The organism is Chitinimonas sp. BJYL2, from assembly GCF_027257935.1.
In the GTDB taxonomy this organism is placed as follows: Bacteria; Pseudomonadota; Gammaproteobacteria; order Burkholderiales; family Chitinimonadaceae; genus Chitinimonas.
Window position 1 is genome coordinate 657264 of record NZ_JANZKW010000002.1, and the last position, 20081, is coordinate 677344.

Sequence of the window (20081 nt, forward strand, 5' to 3'; positions counted from 1 at the left end):
ACGCCGCAAACCCGCGGTAACGGTTCTCGGAGCAAGACATGACGGATAAAAATCTAAGATTTCTCGTGGTGGACGATTTCTCGACCATGCGCCGCATTGTGCGCAACCTGCTCAAAGAGCTGGGTTTCAGCAATGTGGAAGAAGCGGAAGACGGTCAGGTTGCCCTGCACAAGCTCAAGTCTTCTGCTTTCGACTTTGTCGTCTCCGACTGGAACATGCCCAATATGACCGGCATCGAACTGCTCAAGGCGGTTCGCGGCGACCCAACCCTCAAGCATCTCCCCTTCCTGATGATCACGGCCGAGGCCAAGAAAGAAAACATCGTGGAAGCAGCTCAGGCCGGTGCCAGCGGCTACATCGTCAAGCCGTTCACCGCGGCCACCCTTGACGAAAAGCTCGGCAAAATTTTCCAGTCATTGAACAAGTAACCCAAGCAGGAGTTCAACGTGAGCGACAAAGCCAACAATAGCGGCGACTCCGACGAACTGCAGGCGTTGTTCGACAGCATCGTGTCGGCAAGCTCAAGCAGTGAACCCGCACCGGTTGCGGAGCCCGTAGCAGCAGCGCCAGCAGAAACAAGCACCAGCACCGAGTCCAGCGCCAGTGCAGCCCAGCAAGTCCTCGCCAACGCAATGGACGCAAGCTCCGACCCGGCACGCTCGATGTTTGCCAGCATTGGCCAGCTGACTCGCAAGATCCACGATGCCCTGCGCGAGCTTGGTTACGACAAATCCATCGAAAAGGCCGCTGCCGCCATTCCCGATGCGCGTGATCGCTTGTCGTATATCGCCACACTCACCGAGCAGGCGGCGAACCGCACGCTCAACGCCGTGGACGCCGCCCAGCCGTTGCAGGACAAGATCGAGAGTGAATCCGAAGCCTTGGCACAGCAATGGGACAAACTCTTTGCCAACCAGTTGTCGGTCGAAGAGTTCAAGCAACTCGCGGCCAAGACCCGCGAGCACCTGAAGTCATCGGCCGGCCACGCACGCGCCACCAATGCGCAACTGCTGGAAATCATGATGGCGCAGGACTTCCAGGATCTCACGGGTCAGGTGATCAAGAAGATCGTCGAAATGGCCAAAGAAATGGAAGGCGGCCTGCTCGAGTTCCTGGTTCAGTTCTCGCCCGCCGGCGGTGTGCCACCCAAAGTAGCCGACGTTGACGCCAGCCTGCTGAACGGCCCGGTTTACAACGCGGAAGGCCGTACCGATGTGGTTACCGATCAGAGCCAGGTCGACGATCTGCTCGCCAGCCTTGGATTCTGATCACGGATGCACCCTGAAGTCTGAAAGGACGTTGTCATGAGCGACTTTGGCGGGATGGAAGAACTGCTTCAGGATTTTCTGACTGAAGCCAGTGAGCTGCTGTCCGATGTGGATAACAAGCTGGTCGAGCTGGAAAAACGGCCCGACGACAAGAATCTGCTCAACGTGATTTTTCGTGGCTTTCACACGATCAAGGGCGGTGCCGGTTTCCTGAATGTCGACCCACTGGTCAATCTGTGCCACCGCACCGAGAACCTGTTCGACAAGCTGCGTAACCTTGAGCTCAAGCTCACACCCGAGCTGATGGATGCCATTCTTGCCGCCACCGGCGTCGTGCGTGACATGTTTGGCTCCTTGTCCCAAGGACGCATGCCCGCACCTGCGGACCAATCCCTGCTCACGCAACTGGACAACGCACTGGAGGGGCGGCTCAACAGCAGCAGCCCAGCACCCGCGCCGGCCGCAGCGCCCGCACCGGCTCCCGCGCCAGTGGCGTCCGCGCCCGCCCCTGCACCTGCGCAAAGCGGCAATGAACCCGACTGGGCCGCCTTGCATCAGGCCATTACCGGGTCTGCACCTGTTTCCAGCCCGGCGCCAAGCAGCGCCCCTGTCGTCAGCGCGCCGGTTGCCGTTGCACCCGCACCCACCACACCGCCCTTGCCCGCCGCATCGCCGGTGGCGGCTCCGGCTCAGCCCAAGCCCATGGCACAAGCTGCCCCTGCCAAAGCGCCGGCAGCCATGCAGCAGTTGTCGACGCAGGAAAATACCATCCGTATCGATACCAATCGACTGGATCAGGTGCTGAATCTGTCTGGCGAGATTGGTCTGACCAAAAACCGCCTGACCACCCTGCGTACCGACATTCTGGGAGGCAAAACCGATCCCGGCACGCTCAAAGCGCTCGATGAGGCCATCGGTCAACTGGACCTCTTGGTCAGTGATCTGCAGAACGCGGTCATGAAGACGCGCATGCAGCCGATCGGCCGCCTGTTCCAGAAGTACCCGCGGCTCGCACGCGATCTCGCACGCCAGTTGGGTAAGGATGTCGAACTCGTCATTACGGGTGAGGAAACCGAACTCGACAAGACCATGATCGAGGATCTCAACGATCCTTTGGTCCACTTGGTTCGCAATGCAGTAGACCATGGTGTCGAAACCATCGAGGAGCGCATTGCCGCGGGCAAGCCCGGCAAGAGTATCGTGCAGCTCTCGGCCACACAGGTTGGTGACCATATCCTGATCGAGATTGTCGACGATGGTAAGGGCATGCGCCCGGACATGCTCCGTCGCAAAGCCGTCGAGAAGGGCATTATCGACCTCGAAACCGCCAATAGCCTGGATGACAAGCAGGCCCTGCAACTGATTTTCATGCCGGGCTTCTCGACGAAGGATCAGATATCCAGTGTGTCCGGCCGCGGCGTCGGCATGGACGTCGTCAAAACCAACATCCAGAAGCTCAACGGCAGGATCGATATCCAGTCCACCGTCGGCGAGGGCTCACGCTTCACGATCTCGCTGCCACTGACCCTGGCAATTCTGCCGGTGCTGGTGGTGCAAGTTTGCAACCAGCCGTTTGGTGTCCCCTTGGCCATGGTGCGGGAAATCATCCCGATTCGCTCGGAGCAGGTTCAGGAAGTTTCCGGTCGGGCCACCATCGTGGTGCGCGACGAAATACTGTCCGTCAGGTCTCTGGCGCGCCTGCTCGGTTGGCAGGAAACACAAACCCCGCAATTCGGTGTATTGATGCAAAGTGGCGAAAACAACTTCATCCTTGCGATCGACAGCTTCATCGGTCGCGATGATGTGGTGATCAAGCCACTCCAGAATATCCGCCCCCGTGGCATTGCCGGTGCAACCCTCTCTGGCGATGGTTCGGTCGTGCTGGTACTGGACATGGAGAACTTGCTCGACGATAGTCAGTCTGACCAATCAGCGATCAAGTCCACCCAGTTGCTCGAAATGCTTACGGACAAGTCCTGAGGCGAAATTGCCAAGCCTAGCGGCGGTCTTGCATAATGAGACCGCCGTTTTCACGCCACTGACTGCTTACGCAACCGCGAGTCCCCATGCAGAACAACGCCTTTATTGGCCGCCAGCCCATCCTGAACCGCCAACAGCAAATCATTGGTTATGAATTGCTGTTCCGGCTTGATGAGACTTCACTCCACGCAGACTTCTCCAGCGACATGCAGGCCGGAACCAACATTCTGGTCAACACGCTATCGAATATGGGTGCCGACTGGCTCGTGGGCAGCAAGCTAGCCTTCGTGAACGTTGCGACCTCCATGCTGGAAAGCAACTTCCTCGAACTCCTGCACCCACAACGCGTGGTGCTCGAAATCGTGGAATCGGTCAACGCGACGCCCGAGCTGCTGGCGCGCGCGAAGGAACTGCGCGCCCAAGGCTTCGGCATTGCGCTTGATGATTTCACCTATACGCCGCAAACCGCGCCTTTCCTTGAGTTCGCCAACTACGTGAAGCTGGATATCCAGCAACTCGGTCTGGATAACGTCAAGAGCCTGTCCAAGGAATTGCGCAAATTCCCGGTGTTGCAGGTGGCCGAGAAGGTCGAGACCAAGGATGAGTTCAAATTCTGTCTCGACGTAGGCCTCGACTGCTTCCAGGGCTACTACTTTGCGCATCCGGAAACGCTGTCGGCCAAGGTCATCAATCCGGCTTATGCCAATATCCTCAGCTTGCTCAACATGCTGCGGAACAACGCCGAGATCTCCGAGATCGAGAACGCGCTCAAGCGTGATGTGGCGCTCTCGTTCAAGCTGCTGCGCTATATCAACTCGGCTGGCTTTGGCCTCTCGTGCGAGATTCACTCCTTCCGTCACGCCGTGACGATTCTGGGTTACCAAAAGCTTTATCGCTGGCTGACGCTGTTGCTGGTAACTGCCAGTTCCGACGCTGGCACGCCACCCGCACTAATGAAAACCGCGATCACCCGTGGTCGCCTGGTCGAGCTGCTGGGTAGCCATCTGCTGGATGGTACCGACCGCGACAACCTGTTCATTGTGGGCGTCTTCTCGCTGCTGGACGTAATGCTAGACATGCCCATGGAGAACATCCTGGAGACGCTGCTGCTGCCCGATACGGTCAGCGAGGCCCTCACAGATCGCGGTGGCATTTACGGCCCGTTCCTGGAGCTTGCCGAAGCCTGTGAAGACCCGGATATGGCTGAAGTGCCGCGTCTGTGTGCCAATTTGCAGATCACGCCGGAAATGCTCAACAAGGCGCATGTCTCCGCGCTGGCCTGGGTGGAAGAGTTGGGCGTTTAACCCCTCCGTTACACCGAGGTTCATCACCAAAACAAACAGCCGCCCTCGGGCGGCTGTTTGTTTTGGTGGCAGCACAAGCTCAATGCTTGCCGGTACTTCCAAATCCGCCCTCGCCCCGCGAGCTGGCTTCAAAGCTGTCTACGATATTGAAATCGAGCTGCACCACGGGCACAACCACCAATTGCGCAATTCGCTCCAGTGGCTGGATCAGAAAGGCTTCGTGTCCACGGTTCCAGACCGACACGAAGATCTGCCCTTGGTAATCCGAATCAATCAAGCCGACCAGATTACCCAGCACGATGCCGTGTTTATGGCCCAGACCCGAGCGAGGCAGGATCATTGCCGCGTAGTTGGGATCGGCGAGATGCACCGCCATGCCGGTAGGAATCAGTGTGGTGGCACCAGGGTTCAATTCGACCGGGGCTTCAATACAGGCGCGGAGATCCAGTCCGGCCGAACCGCTCGTTGCATAAGCCGGCGCCTGCGCTTTGAGCCGCTCGTCCAGCAAACGGACATCAACAGATTTCTTCATGGTTTGTGGTACTCGCGATATAGCTTGGCAGTATGAGAAATGATGGCGCGGGCAATGGCCTGCTTGGGCGCCCGTGGAAGCAAGTGCTGGCCGTGATCATCCAGCAGGTGTACCTCGTTGTCGTCGGCACCGATCGCATCCTGCACCTGATTGGCAACCAGTAGTGGCAGCTTTTTACGGCGGCGCTTTTGCTCGGCGTACTCAAGCAGGTTCTCGCTTTCGGCGGCAAAGCCTACACAGAATGGTGGCTCGGCCAAGCCCGCAACGGTGGCGAGAATATCGGGATTCTGGGCAAATTCCAGCACCAGATTGCTGCCGGTTTTCTTGAGCTTCTGCTCCGAAGGGCTCACCGGATGGTAGTCCGCCACCGCAGCCACACTGATGAAGACATCGGTTTTTGACACCTCGGACGTCACCGCCGCCAGCATCTGGCGCGCGCCTTCAACATCGATGCGTTTCACACCAAACGGCGCGGCCAGCGCAGTGGGGCCGGATACCAGCGTTACCGATGCACCCGCCTCCATGGCTGCCTTGGCCAGGGCGTAACCCATCTTGCCCGAACTGGGATTGGTGATGCCGCGCACCGCATCGATACGTTCAAACGTCGGGCCTGCCGTGACCAGCACGCGTACGCCACGTAACACCTTGGGCTGGAAGGTCGCTTCAATCAGCTCGAACAGCACCTCGGGTTCCAGCATGCGGCCAAACCCGGTTTCGCCACAGGCTTGCTCACCAGCATCCGGGCCCAGGATAGCGATGCCATCTTGCCGCAGCAGGTTTACATTGCGCTGGTTGGGCGGGTTGTCCCACATCTGCCGGTTCATGGCGGGCGCCACCAACAGTGGACAGTCACGCGCTGTGCACAGCGTAGAGAGCAGATCATCCGCTGCACCGTGCGCGAGCTTGAACAAGAAATCGGCGGATGCCGGGGCAACCAGGATCAGATCGGCGCCGCGGCCCAGATCGATATGCGCCATGTGGTTATCCACGCGGCTATCCCAAAGGTCGGTGAATACCGGCCGGCCGGAAAGGGCCTGGAATGTCGCGGGCGCCACGAAACGGGTCGCCGCTTCGGTCATGACAACCTGCACGTCGTAACCGTTCTTGACCAACAAGCGGGTCAATTCGGCGCATTTGTAGGCGGCAACGCCGCCGGTAACACCCAGCAGCACGCGCTGTGGTCGGCTCGGATTGGCTGCCTCGGCCATGCTTGCTCCTTGATTGGACACTCAAGTCCAAAAGTTTAACCCGGATAACTCATCAGGACGCGTGATGATGGCTTGGCAACGTACGTGCGAATCGGTGTAAGGGCGACAAGCCCATGGTGGTCAGTCCAAGGGCCACCAAGGCGGGTCGCCAGAACACCGCACAATGCCCGCCAGCACATGCGCAGGCGGGAAGAGCTGCCTGATGGCGTAACCGGATTCATGCCGCTATACGGATATAGACACCTTTACCATGCCGATTACCGACTGGCCCACTGATGAACGCCCCCGCGAAAAGTTGCTGAAGCAGGGGCCACAGGCACTCTCCGATGCCGAGTTGCTGGCGATCTTCCTGCGCGTTGGTCTACCAGGAAAGAGTGCGGTCGATCTGGCCCGCCAGCTATTGGGTAACTTTGGTTCACTGACAGGTCTTTTCCAGGCCCGGCTTGGCGACTTTGCCGCGATTGCCGGTATCGGGGAGGCAAAGTATGCCCAGCTGCAAGCGGTCATCGAGATGAGCCGGCGCGCTTTGGGAGAGGAACTGCGCCAACCGCAGGCTTTTGAACATCCTGCCGCCGTGCGTGAATACCTGCGACTTTGGCTGGGCGGCGAGGCGCGCGAGTGTTTTGCCGCCTTGTTTCTGGATACCCGTCACGCGCTGCTGAGCGCGGATATCCTGTTCCGCGGCACGCTGGACCAAGCCACGGTGCACCCGCGTGAAATTGCCCGGCGCGCACTCGGCCTCAATGCTGCCGCTGTCATCGTGGCGCACAACCACCCTTCGGGCCACGCTGAACCGAGTCCGGCAGATATCTCGCTGACCCATCATCTGCGCGATGCGCTACGGCTGATCGACCTCCGCCTGCTCGATCACTTCATTGTGACTCGGCAGACTGCCGTCTCCCTTGCTGAGCGGGGGTACCTGGCAGGCTGACCGACTGTCGCCGTCAGCTCAAGCCCCCGTCCCAATGGGTCGATATCTGGGTCATAAGGTCGTGACAGGCGACCAGGAGCCAGAAAAATGAAAATCACCCAATCCGATGTCCAGCTTGCCGGACAGCGCCAGGCTGCGCGCGAACACCGCGTTACCGAACAGCTACAGCTATCCCGCATGCCCTCGCAGCCCCTGCCCGACCCCGTCGCCTTGTCCGCTGCTGCCCGCGCAGCCCAGCAAGCCGACACCGCACTGGATCTGCGTGCCGAGCTGGAAGGCCACCCGCTGTGGCAACTGATCCAGCAGCTGGTCAAGAAGCTGACCGGGCAAGAGATCGAGCTCGACAATATCGTGCCGCCCGGCCGCCAGCAGCGGGCCGCCGAAGCAGCTGCCCCTGCACCAGCGCCGATATCGCCGATTACCGAGTGGCGCGTCAGCTATCTGCGCCGCGAGGAGATCCACGAGACCGAACAGACCCGGTTCAGCGCTCAAGGTAGTGTAAAGACGGCAGACGGACGACAGATCGACTTCACAGCGGCGCTGGATCTGTATCGCGAGTATCACGAAGTCAGCGAGGTCATGCTCGACGCCAACAAAGCGCCTGTACGCAAAGACCCGCTGGTCGTTAATCACGCCGCCGCATCCGCCAGCCTGACCGAAGAAAAATTTGCCTTTGATCTTGATGCAGACGGCGTTCAGGACAGCATCTCCTTTGCAGGACCCGGCAGCAGCTTTCTGGCGCTCGATCGCAACGGCGATGGTCAGATCAATGATGGCAGCGAGCTGTTCGGTACGCGCAGCGGCAATGGCTTTGCCGACCTTGCCCAACTCGACGATGACGGCAATGGCTGGATAGACGAAAGTGATCGGGTGTGGGGCTCGCTAAAGCTCTGGCTGCGTGAAGAGTCCGGCGAACTTGCGCTCATTGATCTGGCCGCCGCGGGCATCGGCGCCCTGTATCTGGGAAGTGCCAGAACCGACTTCTCCCTGCACGACCGCACCCATCGCGAGCTGGGCCAAGTACGCCAGAGCGGGGTTTTTCTTGGCGAGGATGGCCGCGTCGGCACGCTCCAGCAAGTGGATCTAGCGGTGTAAGCCTAGCCAGATTCAGCCCTTGCCTCGCCCCCTTGCGCCCCGAGCCGGTGCAATGGCCGCAAATCAGTGCCCGCAATCGGGCGCAAAGCCTTGTTGCAAGCGGCACGCAAGCGCATCACCCGCGTTGACAAGCGCAAAATCAAGAGCGCACTATTCAGCTCGCATTTTGACTGACTTTCGGCCGTGGCTTGCTACGGCCCGTGATTGATGTTTTGCGTTTGTCGAAAAGGGGAAGATTCATGAGCTTGGCTCGTTACAGCCTGATCGCTTCCGCCGTGCTGGCCTTGGCCGCATGTGGCGAGAAGAAGGAAGAAGCAGCACCCGCAGCAGCCGCAGCGGCTGCGCCGACTGAACTGGTGGTGAAGATCGGCCACGTCGGCCCACTCACTGGCAATATCGCCCACCTGGGCAAGGACAATGAAAACGGTGTTCGCCTCGCCATCGAGGAGCTGAATGCCGAAGGCGTCGAAATCGGCGGTGTCAAAGCCAAGTTCGAGATGATCTCGGAAGACGACCAGGCCGATCCGAAGACGGCCACTACCGTTGCCCAGCGCATGGTCGACGCCAAGGTTGCCGGCGTGATCGGCCACCTGAACTCGGGCACCACGATCCCCGCATCGAAGATCTACTCCGACGCCGGCATCCCGCAGATCTCGCCCTCCGCCACCAACCCGCAATACACGTTGGCCGGCTACAAGACCGCCTTCCGCGTGATCGCCAACGACGTGGCTCAAGGCGGCGCGCTGGGCGTGTTTGCTGCTGAAAACGCCAAGGCCAAGAAGGTTGCGATCATCGATGACCGCACCGCCTACGGCCAAGGTCTGGCTGATGAGTTCGAAAAGGCCGCCAAGGCCAAGGGCGTTAACATTGTTGCCCGCGAATTCACCAACAACCAGGCCACCGACTTCATGTCGATCCTGACCACAATCAAGGGCAAGAAGCCTGACCTGATCTTCTACGGCGGCATGGACGCTCAGGCCGGCCCGCTGACCCAGCAGATGAAGAAGCTGGGCATCACCGCCAAGGTGATCGGTGGCGACGGCTTCCAGACCGGCGAATACATCAAGCTCGCTGGTGACAATGCCGATGGCCAGTTCGCCTCGCAACCCGGCATGCCCAAGGACAAGATGCCGGGCTACGCCGAGTTCGAAAAGAAGTACAAGGCCAAGTTCAACACCGACATCCAGATCTACGCCCCGTTTACCTATGACGCAACCCGCGTGATGGTCGAGGCCATGAAGAAGGCAGGCAGCACCGATCCGGCCAAATACCTGCCCGAACTCGCCAAGATCGAACACGATGGCGTGACCGGCAAGATCAAGTTTGACGACAAGGGCGACATCATTGGTGGCTCGGTCACGGTCTACAAGGTCGCCAATGGCACCTGGGAAACCGTTGCCACCATCGGTGGACCGGCTGAAGCAGCCCCAGCTGCCGAGGCCGCCGCACCGGCAGCAGCCGAAGCGGCACCCAAGCAGTAAGTTATCTGGATCAAGGCGGCGTCTTCGGGCGCCGCCTTTCTTATGTGTCTCGTCCTGACCACAGTAAGTCCCGTCTACCAGTCGTCTGTTGTGGCTGGCCTTCGCGGCGGAGACATGCAATACCCTCATTAGCTCCAGCACAACGGCTGTTCCATATGGCCGGATGGTGCAAACGGGTTTCGCGTATCGGCGGAATCCCTAATACCTGTATTGCCGGCATCCAGACACTCTGACGCTTCAGTAGGCAAAACGAGGAACCCGCTGTGGATATCCTGATTCAACAACTCATCAATGGCCTGGTCGTCGGCAGCATCTATGCGCTGATCGCACTGGGCTACACCATGGTCTACGGCATACTCCAGCTGATCAACTTCGCCCACGGCGAAGTCGTGATGATGGGCGCCATGATCACTATCTCCGCCATTGGCCTGCTGGTCGGTAACGGCGTCAGCTTGCCTGGTCCGATGATGGTGCTGGCAGGCTTGCTGATCGCCCTGCCCTGCACCATGTTGCTGGGCTTCGTGATCGAACGCGTGGCTTATCGGCCATTGCGCAATGCACCCAGACTCGCGCCACTGATCACCGCGATCGGCGTCTCCATCGTGCTCCAGCAGGTGGCCGTGCTGATCTGGAAGAACAACCCGCGCTCCTTCCCCGACCTGCTCTCGCACGAAGGCCACAATATCTTCGGCGCGGTGATTACCGATCTGCAGATCGTCATCATCGTGCTCGCCATCGCCATCATGGCGGCCCTGCTGCTGATGGTCGAAAAAACCAAACTTGGCCGCGCCATGCGTGCTGTATCCATGAACCAGCCCGTCGCCAGCCTGATGGGCGTGAATATCAACCATGTGATCTCGATGACCTTTGTGCTGGGTTCCGCACTCGGTGCGATTGCCGGGGTCATGATCGGTGCCAACTACGGCCTCGCCTACCCGACCATGGGCTTCCTGATCGGTCTCAAGGCGTTTACCGCTGCCGTGCTGGGTGGCATTGGCAACCTCGGCGGTGCGGTAGCAGGCGGCATCCTGCTTGGGGTAATTGAAAGCGTGGGTGCCGGCTATCTGGGGGCGGCTACCGGTGGCGTGCTAGGCAGCCACTATCAGGATATCTTCGCCTTTCTGGTACTGATCCTCGTCCTCGTGTTCCGTCCGTCCGGCCTCTTGGGCGAGCGCGTGGCCGAGCGGGCTTGAGGAGGCATCATGAACCTGCATGCCATCAAACAGAGCAAGCCAGCGGCCTATATCGGGTTGTTGCTGATCGCCGTCATCCTCACCGTCCTACCCTTCCTGATCGGCGCCACGCTGGGTAACACCTGGGTGCGCAATCTCGATCTCGCCATGCTGTACATCATGCTGGCGCTGGGCCTCAACATTGTCGTCGGCTACGCGGGTCTGCTCGATCTGGGCTACATCGCCTTCTACGCCGTGGGTGCTTACACCTATGCGCTGTTGAACTCTACGCATCTGGCGCCGCTGCTGGCCGGTACTGGATTCGAGTGGATCAGCCATGCGCCGATCTGGTTCGTGTTGCCCATGGCTGCGCTGCTGGCCGGGATCTTTGGTGTGCTGCTTGGCTCACCTACCCTGAAGCTGCGCGGTGACTATCTGGCCATCGTTACGTTGGGTTTCGGCGAGATCGTGCGTTTGTTCATGAACAACCTCGATCGCCCGGTGAACATCACCAACGGTCCGCAAGGCATCAATCTGATCGAACCCGTCACGATCTTCGGCCACAAGTTCTCGCAAGCCATCACCGTGTTCGGTGTCGAGTTCCGCAGCATCCACCTGTATTACTACCTGTTCCTGATGCTGGCCCTGCTGATCATCGTCGTGTCGATCCGCCTGCAGGATTCGCGCATCGGCCGCGCCTGGGTCGCCATCCGCGAGGACGAAATCGCCGCGCAAGCCATGGGCATCAACACACGCAACGTCAAACTGCTGGCGTTTGCTATGGGGGCAAGTTTTGGCGGTGTATCGGGGGCCATGTTCGCGAGCTTCCAGGGCTTCATCTCGCCCGAGAGCTTCATTCTGATGGAAAGCATCGTGGTGCTCGCCATGGTGGTACTGGGCGGCATGGGCCATATTCCCGGCGTGATCTTGGGTGCAGTGCTGCTGTTCCTCACACCCGAGGTGCTGCGCGATGTAGTCAACCCGCTGCAGGACAAGCTGATCGGCGAACGCGTGGTCAACCCGGAGAACCTGCGCATGCTGCTGTTCGGCATTGCCTTGATACTGGTAATGCTGGTGCGGCCGGAGGGCCTGTGGCCATCGCGCCGTCGCAAGGCCGAGCTGCACGAAGGCGACGCGACCAAGGGGGAGGCTGCTCATGGCTGATACCTTGCTCAGCATTGCCGGCATCCATAAACGTTTTGGCGGCCTGCATGCGCTCAACGATGTCTCACTGCAAATCAATGCGGGCGAAATCTACGGCCTGATCGGCCCCAACGGTGCAGGCAAGACCACGCTGTTCAATGTGCTGACCGGTCTGTACCAGCCCGATGAAGGCCAGTTCACCTTCAAGGGCATTGATCTGTTCCGCAAGAAGCCCGATGTGGTCGTGGCCAGCGGTATTGCACGCACCTTCCAGAACATCCGCCTGTTCCACAATATGAGCGCCATCGAGAACGTGATGGTGGGCCGCCATGTGCGTACCAAGGCTGGTGTGCTCGGTGCCGTGCTGCGCAACCCCGGCACACGTACCGAGGAAGCCGCCATCCGCGCACGTGCTATCGAGCTGCTCGATTACGTGGGTATGGGCAAGCGTGCGCAGGAGCAAGCGCGCAACCTGTCCTACGGTGACCAGCGCCGTCTTGAAATCGCCCGCGCACTGGCGACAGACCCCACACTGCTGGCGCTCGATGAACCAGCAGCCGGCATGAATGGCCGCGAAACCGAAGACCTGCGCGCGCTGATGGACAAGATCCGCCGCGATGGCGTGACCGTGCTGCTGATCGAACACGATGTAAAGCTGGTCATGGGCCTGTGCGACCGCATTGCAGTGCTCGACTACGGCAAGAAGATTGCTGAAGGCGTACCCGAAGTCGTGCGGCGTGATCCGCGCGTGATCGAAGCGTATCTGGGCGCCGCGCCGGAGTAATGGAATGAGTGACAACAATACCCCTACCCTGTTGCAAGTGCGCGGCCTCGAAGTGGCCTATGGCGGTATTCGTGCCGTGCGCGGCATTGATCTCGATATCCGCCAAGGCGAACTGGTTGCACTGATCGGCGCCAACGGCGCGGGCAAGACCACCACGCTGAAAACACTGGTCGGCATGGTCAAACCATCAGCCGGCAGCATTCACTACCAAGGTGCCGATTGCGCCCAGATTCCCGTCCATCAATATGTATCGCGCGGCCTCGCGCTGGTACCCGAAGGCCGTGGCATCTTCTCGCGCCTGAGTGTGGAAGAGAACCTGCTGATGGGGGCTTACTGCCGTAACGATAAGGCCGATATCGCCGCCGATCTGGAACGTGTTTACGGCCTGTTCCCGCGCCTCAAGGAGCGCTTCCGCCAACTGGCCGGCACGCTCTCGGGCGGCGAGCAGCAGATGGTGGCGATAGGCCGCGCCATCATGTCGCGGCCCAAGCTGCTGTTGCTGGACGAGCCATCCATGGGCTTGGCACCCATCATCGTGCAGAAGATTTTCGAGATCCTGCGGCAGATTGCGTCGGAGGGCGTGACCATGCTGCTGGTCGAACAGAACGCCCGGCTGGCGCTCAAGACCGTGCATCGTGGCTACGTAATGGAAAGCGGCTTGATCACCCATGCCGATACTGCCGAGGCCTTACTGGCGAATGAGAAGGTGCAGCAAGCCTATCTGGGCGAGTGATCATGGGCACCCGCTTTGGCGCGATCATCGTCGGTGATGAAATCCTCAGCGGCCGCCGCACCGACAAGCATCTGGCTTTCATCGCCAAGGAGCTCGACGAGCGCGGTCTTTCGCTAGCTTGGGCGCGCTATGTAGGCGATGTACCGGCCGAGCAGGTGGCGCTGTATCGCGAGACCATGGCGGGCAGCGATATCGTGTTCAGTTTTGGCGGCATCGGCGCCACGCCGGACGACCATACGCGGGCAGCAGCAGCCCAAGCAGCCGGTGTCGAGCTGATCCAGCACATTGGGGCGACAGCGATGATCGAAACCCGCTTTGGCGAAGCCGCGCGGCCCAACCGGATCCGCATGGCCCAGCTACCCGATGGCTGTGTGCTGATCCCGAACCCGGTCAACCAGATTGCCGGCTTCTCAGTCGGCCATCATCATTTTGTCCCCGGTTTTCCCGATATGGCTTGGCCCATGGTGCGCTGGGTACTCGATACCCGCTATGCAGGCCTGGGCGAGGCACGCGAGCGTTGCAGCTTTATCGTGCCGGATGCACGCGAAGGCGATCTGATCGACTTGATGGAAGCGTTCACGGCCCGCTTTCCCGATACCGGCTTTTCGAGCCTGCCGAGCTTTGGCAACGCCCGTCATGCCGGGCCGCATATCGAATTCGGGATAAGCGGCAAACCCGGGCTCGCCTCAACGGCGGCAGACTGGCTGGCAGCGGAACTGGTGCAGCGCGGTTACACACCGAGCCGCTAAGGCATCAACTCGCCCGCTTGCAGCCTGGCTACCGTATCGCGGATCAAGTAGCCGGATATGCTGAAGCGTGGCGGAATGGGTGGCAGCGCATCCAGCGCGAACCAGGCAGCGTGTTCGATCTCGCCCGCCTGCGGGACTATCTCCCCTTCAACCCAGCGCGCCGTGAACGCCAGCATCAGGCTGTGCGGAAACGGCCAATTCTGGCTACCGTAGTAAGCCAGATCGGCAACGCGCACGCCCACCTCTTCGTGGACTTCGCGCAGCACGCAATCCTCTACCGATTCACCAGCCTCCACAAAGCCGGCCAGCGCGCTGTAAACGCCCGGGGTAAAGCCCGGTGAACGCGCCAACAGAATCTCGCCCGGCCGCCACACCAGCGCCATCATGGCCGGGCTGATGCGTGGATAGACTAAATGGCCACAGGCCGGGCAGACCCGCGCGCGCTCGCCCTGCTTGAGTTCGGTCGCCGTACCGCAGACACCGCAAAAGCGATGGCTACGATCCCACTCCATCACCTGGGCAGCACGGCTGGCCACCGGCAGCATCTCGGCGGTCATGGCCATCATGGCGGCACGCAGGCTCAAGAGCTGCCAACCCGGTGGCGGCGTATCGAGACCAAGCGCCCAGCAGTCGCTGCCCGCCAGCGCACCCAGATAGTGGCGCGTGGCACCGTGCAGCCAGTCGCTCTGGGCCGAGATGGGCAGAAAACGCTCGGCCAGCCCCGCTGGCAAGCACAGCTGCTTTCCGACGAACACAAAGTACCAAGCCTCGGTAGTCGGCATGGCCGGTGGCAAATGGGTGGGCAGGAACATCGAGGTATGGGCGGTGATCACGCGAGAATCTCGACAATCGCCAGGCCGATTTCATAGCTGACGCCCGGCTCCAACTCATGGCAACGGCGTACGCGCGCGCGGATGACCATCGGCACGGGAGCCTGTTTGGCCGTACGGGGCGGCATGACCGTCACCTCCAACAACTCGTCGTGACGGGGCACAAAATTACTCTGAATGGTCAGCCCGGTCACGGACAGGTCGGTGCAGGTGCCATAGAAGGCGGGGCCAATATCCGCGGTGCGGATGCGGGCCGGACAGGAAACCGGGATGCGTAAGGCTGCGCGTTTGTCCTGGGACATGGAGTCGATATGCAGCGGGCTCTGAGGTGACGGGCGTAGCAGCCGGATTGACCCGCATTCTAAGGCAAGCCGGGGCGACTTTCCGCTCTGGCTGCCCGGTCTTTACTCAGTCGCGCATGCGCGCAGAGAGCGTTTTCACCAGATCGACAATCAGGAGGCGATCCGCATCGGCCAAGGGTTCAAGCAGACCGGCGAGTTCGGCTGCCAGCGATTGTGGTGTCGAGGAAATACCACTGACCAACTCGGCCAAGGAGACGCCCAAGGCGGCACTCAGATTATCCAGCGTGGCGAGGCTGGGTGTGACATTGCCGCGCTCGAAACGCGATACGGTCTCGGCATCGACCGAGACAACTTCAGCCAGCTGCGCCTGCGTCATGCCGGTGCGCTTGCGGGCTGCTGCAATGTTCTTGCCGAGGCGGCCGGACAAGGATGCGGCCATCAAACAACTCCATTTTACGTAGCCGGCGATGGTGACGCAGAAACGGCTCGCGATTAACGTAGCAATATGTTGTCTGGCAACATTTATATGTCAAATGCTGGCTTATAATGGATTCGAGCGGTGCGGAATCCGTTTTTTCTGCCACTCGCCACTACAAAATACATAAATACAGGCCTTGCCCCGATTGGGCAAGGAAGGGGAGATCAACCATGACGTCGCTCGGACGCATGCAGGATCCGCTGGAGGAGATCAGCCGGTACTTCCTGGAGGGCCTGCCGGCCAATCTGGATGCGCTGTCCGCCAGCCTCGCTGCTACACCAGCCCGATTTGATGATGGCCTGAGCAAGGCGCAGGAAATCGCGCTGCTCAGTGACGAAGCCGGCCTGCCAGAAATAGGCCGCACCTGCAGGGCACTGGTTGCCTTTCTGACTGACCTGGCTGCTGACCATGCGCTGTTCGGACCCCGTATGCGGGGGGCGCTGGAACAGTATGTCGACGCCATCCGCGTCGCCGCCCTGAGCGCCTTGCGCGCCGACTCGCAGCCTAGCCCCATCCCGCCTTTCAATGAGCAAGCCTTCCTGCGACTGAGCACGTCCGCCGAAAGCAGTACCGAGGACTGGCCACGCCGCGTCATTGTCATTTCGCCTGATCGCGCAAGCATGAACAGCTTCGCCGAACAGCTTGTCCCTGTGGGTTACACGGTTGAATGGGTCGCCCACCCCGCCGAATTGCCGCTGATCAGCGAACACCGCCCGCGTACTGTTCTGGCCATCCACACAGGATTCCTGGACGACACGGAGCGCACAGACTGGCTGCACAGTGATCAATGGCAGACCCATAGCGCAAACACCACCAAGGTTTTTTTCGGTCGGGATGGCAGCCTGCCGGTAAGGCTTGCTGCGCTGCGTGCCGGCGCACGGGGGTTTGTCCCCTTCCCGCCCAAGGCTCGCTCGGTAGTTGCCCAGTTCGACATGCTCACCGGCGGGGTGAACTTCCCTCCCGATCGCGTATTGGTGGTGGATGACTCGCGCACGGTAGCCCAGTTCTATGCCGATGTGCTCACCGAGGCCGGCATGATTGCCCGCCCGCTCTCCAGCCCCATGGAGGTGCTCACGGTGATGGAGGATTTTGCACCCGATCTGATCCTGATGGATCTGCACATGCCCAGCTGCAACGGGGATGAGCTGATTACCGTGATCCGCCAGCAGGAGGAATGGGTGGGCATTCCCATCGTAGTGGTCTCGGGCGACATCAACGATGCCCGTCACCTGCATGCCATGCGCTGCGGAGCGAGCGATTTCCTGCGCAAACCGGTCCATCCGGATCACCTCGTCGAACGCGTCGTCGCCCATACCGAACGCCACCGCATCCTGCGCATGCAGATGAGCAAGGACGGCCTGACCGGCCTGCTCAACCACGCACGCCTGCACGAAGCCATCGATATCGAAACCCGTCGCGCCGTGCGTAACCAGCAATCACTGGTACTGGCCATCATCGATCTGGACCACTTCAAGCAGGTCAATGATCGCCATGGTCACCAGGCGGGTGACGTGGTACTGCGCAATATCTCCCGCCTGCTGGTCCGGCGCCTGCGACAGACCGATATTGCCGGGCGTTACGGGGGTGAGGAGTTCTGCATCCTGCTGCCCGACACCTCGCTAGCCGATACTGAAACCTTGCTGGAACAGCTCCGTGACGAATTTGCCGCGCTGGAACATCGCTTTGGCGACAAAGGGTTCCAGACCACCTTCAGCGTGGGGATAGCCTTGTGTGGCCCGGACGACGACGGCGACGCGCTCTTCTACCGCGCCGACAAAGCGCTCTACCGGGCCAAGCGCGGCGGCCGCAACCGTGTGCGCGTGGAGCTGCCGGCAAGGGCTGGCTAAGCGCTCCGGCATGGCCAGCCGCCGGGCCTACAAACAACAACGCCACCCTTGCAGGTGGCGTTGTTGTTTGCAGCGAGTCGCGAGACTTACTTGATCATGCCCTTGGACTTCAGCAGATCAAACATGGTCTTGCCGATTTCAGCCGGGCTGCGTGTGTACGCAATGCCAGCCTTCTCGAACGCGGCGAACTTCTCTTCGGCCGTACCCTTGCCGCCCGAAATGATGGCGCCAGCATGGCCCATGCGCTTGCCCTTGGGGGCCGTCACACCGGCGATGTAGCCCACGACCGGCTTGGTCACGTAGGACTTGGCGAATTCGGCGGCTTCTTCTTCGGCCGAACCACCGATTTCACCGATCATGATGATGGCGTCGGTGTCCGGATCATCCTGGAACAGCTTGAGCGAATCGATATGGCTGGTGCCAGGGATCGGGTCGCCACCGATACCGATACAGGTCGACTGGCCCAGACCCAGCGCGGTGGTTTGCGCCACGGCTTCATAGGTCAGCGTACCCGAGCGCGACACGATGCCGATACGGCCGGGGTTGTGGATGTGCCAGGGCATGATGCCGATCTTGCACTCACCGGGGGTGATCACGCCGGGGCAGTTCGGGCCGATCAGGCGGATGCCGGCTTCATCGACAGCGCGCTTCACGTACAGCATGTCGATGGTCGGCACGCCTTCGGTGATACACACGACCAGCTTCACGCCGGCATCAATGGCTTCCAGGATCGAATCCTTGGCAAACGGAGCCGGCACGTAGATCACCGAGGCATCAGCCTGGGTTTCACGCACGGCATCGCGCATGGTGTTGAACACCGGCAGGCCCAGATGGCTGCTGCCGCCCTTGCCGGGGGTCACACCGCCGACGACCTTGGTGCCGACCTTCAGCGCCTGTTCGGCGTGGAAGGTACCGTTTTTGCCGGTAAAGCCTTGCACCAGCACCCTGGTGTTCTTGTTGACGAGAACGCTCATTGTTTGACTCCTGATTCAGTGCGGGTGATTAGGCGACGGCTGCAACAGCGGCAACAATCTTTTCGGCAGCATCGTTCAGACCCTGGGCCGAGGTCAGCTTGAGGCCGCTCTCGTCGAGGATCTTGGCGCCGAGTTCGGCGTTGTTGCCTTCCAGACGCACCACCACGGGCACGGTCACGTTCACTTCCTTCACGGCGGCGATGATGGCCTCGGCAATCATGTCGCAGCGGACGATACCGCCGAAGATGTTGATCAGCACGCCCTTGACCGATTCATCGGCCAGGATCAGCTTGAAGGCTTCGATCACGCGTTCCTTGGTGGCGCCACCGCCCACGTCCAGGAAGTTGGCCGGCTGACCACCCTTGAGCTTGATGATGTCCATGGTGGCCATGGCCAGACCGGCACCGTTCACCATGCAACCGATATTGCCTTCGAGCGCCACGTAGTTCAGGTCGAACTCGGACGCCTTCAGCTCGCGCTCGTTCTCTTGCGACTTGTCGCGCAGGGCCACGATCTGCGGCAGGCGGAAAGCGGCGTTGCTATCGATGCCGATCTTGGCATCCACGCAGCACAGTTCGCCATTGCCACGGATGGCCAGCGGGTTGATTTCGAACAGGGCGAAGTCGTTTTCCACGAAGGCCTTGTAAGCACCCATCATCAGGCCGGTGAACTGCTTGATCTGGGCATCGTTCAGACCCAGGGCAAAGCCGGCTTCACGGGCTTGGTAAGGCTGCAGACCGACCAGCGGATCAACCACGGTCTTGATGATCTTCTCGGGCGTGTTGTGGGCGACTTCTTCGATCTCCACACCACCTTCGGTCGAGGTCATGAACACGATCGAACGGGTCGAACGGTCCACCACAGCGCCCAGATACAGCTCGCGCTCGACCGGGTACATGTCTTCACAGACCAGCAGGCTGTTCACAGGCTGGCCCTTGGCGTCTGTCTGGTAGGTCACCAGGCGCTTGCCCAGCAGGCCCTTGGCCACTTCAGCAGCTTCGTCGGCGCTCTTGACGACCTTGACGCCACCGGCCTTGCCGCGGCCACCCGCGTGAACTTGCGCCTTCACCACGGCGAACTTGCCGCCCATGGAGCGGAAGGCATTGGCGGTTTCTTCCGGCGTCGTGGCCAGGATGCCCTTCTGTACCGGCAGGCCGTACTTGGCGAGCAGGTCTTTGGCTTGGTATTCGTGCAGATTCATGGATGTTTCCCTTTTGAGAGAAGTTGCTTAACAGGGAAGGGCGAGGGGCGAAGGTGCAGGTTATCGCCC

20 protein-coding genes are annotated in these 20081 nt (G+C 60.6%); 13 read left to right on the plus strand and 7 right to left on the minus strand.

Translation table 11 applies throughout. The features are described 5' to 3' along the window. Positions 1-38 precede the first annotated feature (38 nt). The 4 genes from cheY to O9X62_RS08650 all read left to right on the plus strand — a co-directional run bounded on the left by cheY (position 39) and on the right by O9X62_RS08650 (position 4552). On the plus strand, positions 39-428 hold the full coding sequence (gene cheY / locus O9X62_RS08635) for a chemotaxis response regulator CheY (protein ID WP_269532404.1): 390 nt from the start codon (positions 39-41) through the stop codon (positions 426-428). An 18-nt stretch (positions 429-446) separates the two neighbouring features. Continuing rightward, entirely contained in the window at positions 447-1268 is an 822-nt protein-coding gene (gene cheZ, locus O9X62_RS08640) for a protein phosphatase CheZ (protein ID WP_308446454.1), read from the plus strand. Positions 1269-1304: 36 nt separating this feature from the next. Further along, positions 1305-3248 (plus strand): chemotaxis protein CheA, encoded by a 1944-nt coding sequence (locus O9X62_RS08645; protein ID WP_269532405.1) that lies wholly within the window; start codon positions 1305-1307, stop codon positions 3246-3248. A gap of 86 nt (positions 3249-3334) precedes the next feature. Continuing rightward, positions 3335-4552: an EAL and HDOD domain-containing protein gene (locus tag O9X62_RS08650; RefSeq protein ID WP_269532406.1), complete on the plus strand. Its 1218-nt coding sequence runs from the start codon at positions 3335-3337 to the stop codon at positions 4550-4552. A 79-nt stretch (positions 4553-4631) separates the two neighbouring features. On the opposite strand, the gene dut is transcribed toward O9X62_RS08650, so the two are convergent. Both dut and coaBC read right to left on the minus strand, forming a co-directional pair. Beyond that, entirely contained in the window at positions 4632-5084 is a 453-nt protein-coding gene (gene dut / locus O9X62_RS08655) for a dUTP diphosphatase (RefSeq protein ID WP_269532407.1), read from the minus strand. Then, the gene (gene coaBC / locus O9X62_RS08660) at positions 5081-6292 is read right to left on the minus strand and encodes a bifunctional phosphopantothenoylcysteine decarboxylase/phosphopantothenate--cysteine ligase CoaBC (protein ID WP_269532408.1); all 1212 of its coding nucleotides are present in this window, start codon (positions 6290-6292) and stop codon (positions 5081-5083) included. The genes dut and coaBC overlap by 4 nt, the downstream gene beginning before the upstream one ends. A gap of 250 nt (positions 6293-6542) precedes the next feature. On the opposite strand from coaBC, the gene radC reads away from it, so the two are divergent. The 8 genes from radC to O9X62_RS08700 all read left to right on the plus strand — a co-directional run bounded on the left by radC (position 6543) and on the right by O9X62_RS08700 (position 14380). Beyond that, a complete protein-coding gene (gene radC, locus O9X62_RS08665) occupies positions 6543-7223 on the plus strand; it encodes a DNA repair protein RadC (RefSeq protein ID WP_269532409.1) in 681 nt (226 codons plus the stop codon). An 87-nt stretch (positions 7224-7310) separates the two neighbouring features. Next, on the plus strand, positions 7311-8318 hold the full coding sequence (locus O9X62_RS08670; protein WP_269532410.1) for a hypothetical protein: 1008 nt from the start codon (positions 7311-7313) through the stop codon (positions 8316-8318). Positions 8319-8557: 239 nt separating this feature from the next. Further along, positions 8558-9799 carry a branched-chain amino acid ABC transporter substrate-binding protein gene (locus O9X62_RS08675; protein ID WP_269532412.1) on the plus strand — a complete coding sequence of 414 codons (1242 nt, stop codon included), beginning with the start codon at positions 8558-8560 and terminating at the stop codon, positions 9797-9799. Between the two features lie 263 nt (positions 9800-10062). After that, positions 10063-10992, plus strand: coding sequence for a branched-chain amino acid ABC transporter permease (locus O9X62_RS08680; RefSeq protein ID WP_269532413.1), 930 nt, complete (start codon positions 10063-10065; stop codon positions 10990-10992). A gap of 9 nt (positions 10993-11001) precedes the next feature. Continuing rightward, positions 11002-12135 (plus strand): ABC transporter ATP-binding protein, encoded by a 1134-nt coding sequence (locus O9X62_RS08685; RefSeq protein ID WP_269532414.1) that lies wholly within the window; start codon positions 11002-11004, stop codon positions 12133-12135. Further along, positions 12128-12898 (plus strand): ABC transporter ATP-binding protein, encoded by a 771-nt coding sequence (locus O9X62_RS08690; protein ID WP_269532415.1) that lies wholly within the window; start codon positions 12128-12130, stop codon positions 12896-12898. The genes O9X62_RS08685 and O9X62_RS08690 overlap by 8 nt, the downstream gene beginning before the upstream one ends. 4 nt (positions 12899-12902) lie before the next feature. Further along, positions 12903-13631: an ABC transporter ATP-binding protein gene (locus tag O9X62_RS08695; RefSeq protein WP_269532416.1), complete on the plus strand. Its 729-nt coding sequence runs from the start codon at positions 12903-12905 to the stop codon at positions 13629-13631. Between the two features lie 2 nt (positions 13632-13633). After that, positions 13634-14380, plus strand: coding sequence for a molybdopterin-binding protein (locus O9X62_RS08700; protein ID WP_269532417.1), 747 nt, complete (start codon positions 13634-13636; stop codon positions 14378-14380). Here O9X62_RS08700 and nudC read toward each other — a convergent pair. The 3 genes from nudC to O9X62_RS08715 form a co-directional block, all read right to left on the minus strand. Continuing rightward, positions 14377-15213 carry an NAD(+) diphosphatase gene (nudC, locus tag O9X62_RS08705; protein ID WP_269532418.1) on the minus strand — a complete coding sequence of 279 codons (837 nt, stop codon included), beginning with the start codon at positions 15211-15213 and terminating at the stop codon, positions 14377-14379. The genes O9X62_RS08700 and nudC overlap by 4 nt on opposite strands. Beyond that, positions 15210-15512 carry a PilZ domain-containing protein gene (locus tag O9X62_RS08710; protein ID WP_269532419.1) on the minus strand — a complete coding sequence of 101 codons (303 nt, stop codon included), beginning with the start codon at positions 15510-15512 and terminating at the stop codon, positions 15210-15212. The genes nudC and O9X62_RS08710 overlap by 4 nt, the downstream gene beginning before the upstream one ends. A gap of 106 nt (positions 15513-15618) precedes the next feature. Next, positions 15619-15951: a helix-turn-helix domain-containing protein gene (locus tag O9X62_RS08715; protein ID WP_269532420.1), complete on the minus strand. Its 333-nt coding sequence runs from the start codon at positions 15949-15951 to the stop codon at positions 15619-15621. 209 nt (positions 15952-16160) lie between these two features. Here O9X62_RS08715 and O9X62_RS08720 point away from each other — a divergent pair, with 209 nt between their 5' ends. After that, positions 16161-17837: a diguanylate cyclase gene (locus tag O9X62_RS08720; RefSeq protein ID WP_269532421.1), complete on the plus strand. Its 1677-nt coding sequence runs from the start codon at positions 16161-16163 to the stop codon at positions 17835-17837. Positions 17838-17923: 86 nt separating this feature from the next. On the opposite strand, the gene sucD is transcribed toward O9X62_RS08720, so the two are convergent. Continuing rightward, entirely contained in the window at positions 17924-18811 is an 888-nt protein-coding gene (gene sucD, locus O9X62_RS08725) for a succinate--CoA ligase subunit alpha (protein WP_269532422.1), read from the minus strand. Positions 18812-18839: 28 nt separating this feature from the next. After that, positions 18840-20012 carry an ADP-forming succinate--CoA ligase subunit beta gene (sucC, locus tag O9X62_RS08730; protein ID WP_269532423.1) on the minus strand — a complete coding sequence of 391 codons (1173 nt, stop codon included), beginning with the start codon at positions 20010-20012 and terminating at the stop codon, positions 18840-18842. Positions 20013-20081: the final 69 nt, after the last annotated feature.

What these genes read in the sequence shown, in the direction of transcription:
- O9X62_RS08645 (WP_269532405.1), top strand. Translation starts at nt 1,305, where the DNA reads ATGAGCGACTTTGGCGGGATGGAAGAACTGCTTCAGGATTTTCTGACT.
- O9X62_RS08685 (WP_269532414.1), top strand. Translation starts at nt 11,002, where the DNA reads ATGAACCTGCATGCCATCAAACAGAGCAAGCCAGCGGCCTATATCGGG.
- coaBC (WP_269532408.1), bottom strand. Translation starts at nt 6,292, where the DNA reads ATGGCCGAGGCAGCCAATCCGAGCCGACCACAGCGCGTGCTGCTGGGT.
- O9X62_RS08650 (WP_269532406.1), top strand. Translation starts at nt 3,335, where the DNA reads ATGCAGAACAACGCCTTTATTGGCCGCCAGCCCATCCTGAACCGCCAA.
- O9X62_RS08715 (WP_269532420.1), bottom strand. Translation starts at nt 15,951, where the DNA reads ATGGCCGCATCCTTGTCCGGCCGCCTCGGCAAGAACATTGCAGCAGCC.
- O9X62_RS08670 (WP_269532410.1), top strand. Translation starts at nt 7,311, where the DNA reads ATGAAAATCACCCAATCCGATGTCCAGCTTGCCGGACAGCGCCAGGCT.
- sucD (WP_269532422.1), bottom strand. Translation starts at nt 18,811, where the DNA reads ATGAGCGTTCTCGTCAACAAGAACACCAGGGTGCTGGTGCAAGGCTTT.
- O9X62_RS08700 (WP_269532417.1), top strand. Translation starts at nt 13,634, where the DNA reads ATGGGCACCCGCTTTGGCGCGATCATCGTCGGTGATGAAATCCTCAGC.
- cheY (WP_269532404.1), top strand. Translation starts at nt 39, where the DNA reads ATGACGGATAAAAATCTAAGATTTCTCGTGGTGGACGATTTCTCGACC.
- O9X62_RS08695 (WP_269532416.1), top strand. Translation starts at nt 12,903, where the DNA reads ATGAGTGACAACAATACCCCTACCCTGTTGCAAGTGCGCGGCCTCGAA.
- O9X62_RS08675 (WP_269532412.1), top strand. Translation starts at nt 8,558, where the DNA reads ATGAGCTTGGCTCGTTACAGCCTGATCGCTTCCGCCGTGCTGGCCTTG.
- dut (WP_269532407.1), bottom strand. Translation starts at nt 5,084, where the DNA reads ATGAAGAAATCTGTTGATGTCCGTTTGCTGGACGAGCGGCTCAAAGCG.
- sucC (WP_269532423.1), bottom strand. Translation starts at nt 20,012, where the DNA reads ATGAATCTGCACGAATACCAAGCCAAAGACCTGCTCGCCAAGTACGGC.
- O9X62_RS08690 (WP_269532415.1), top strand. Translation starts at nt 12,128, where the DNA reads ATGGCTGATACCTTGCTCAGCATTGCCGGCATCCATAAACGTTTTGGC.
- O9X62_RS08710 (WP_269532419.1), bottom strand. Translation starts at nt 15,512, where the DNA reads ATGTCCCAGGACAAACGCGCAGCCTTACGCATCCCGGTTTCCTGTCCG.
- O9X62_RS08720 (WP_269532421.1), top strand. Translation starts at nt 16,161, where the DNA reads ATGACGTCGCTCGGACGCATGCAGGATCCGCTGGAGGAGATCAGCCGG.
- radC (WP_269532409.1), top strand. Translation starts at nt 6,543, where the DNA reads ATGCCGATTACCGACTGGCCCACTGATGAACGCCCCCGCGAAAAGTTG.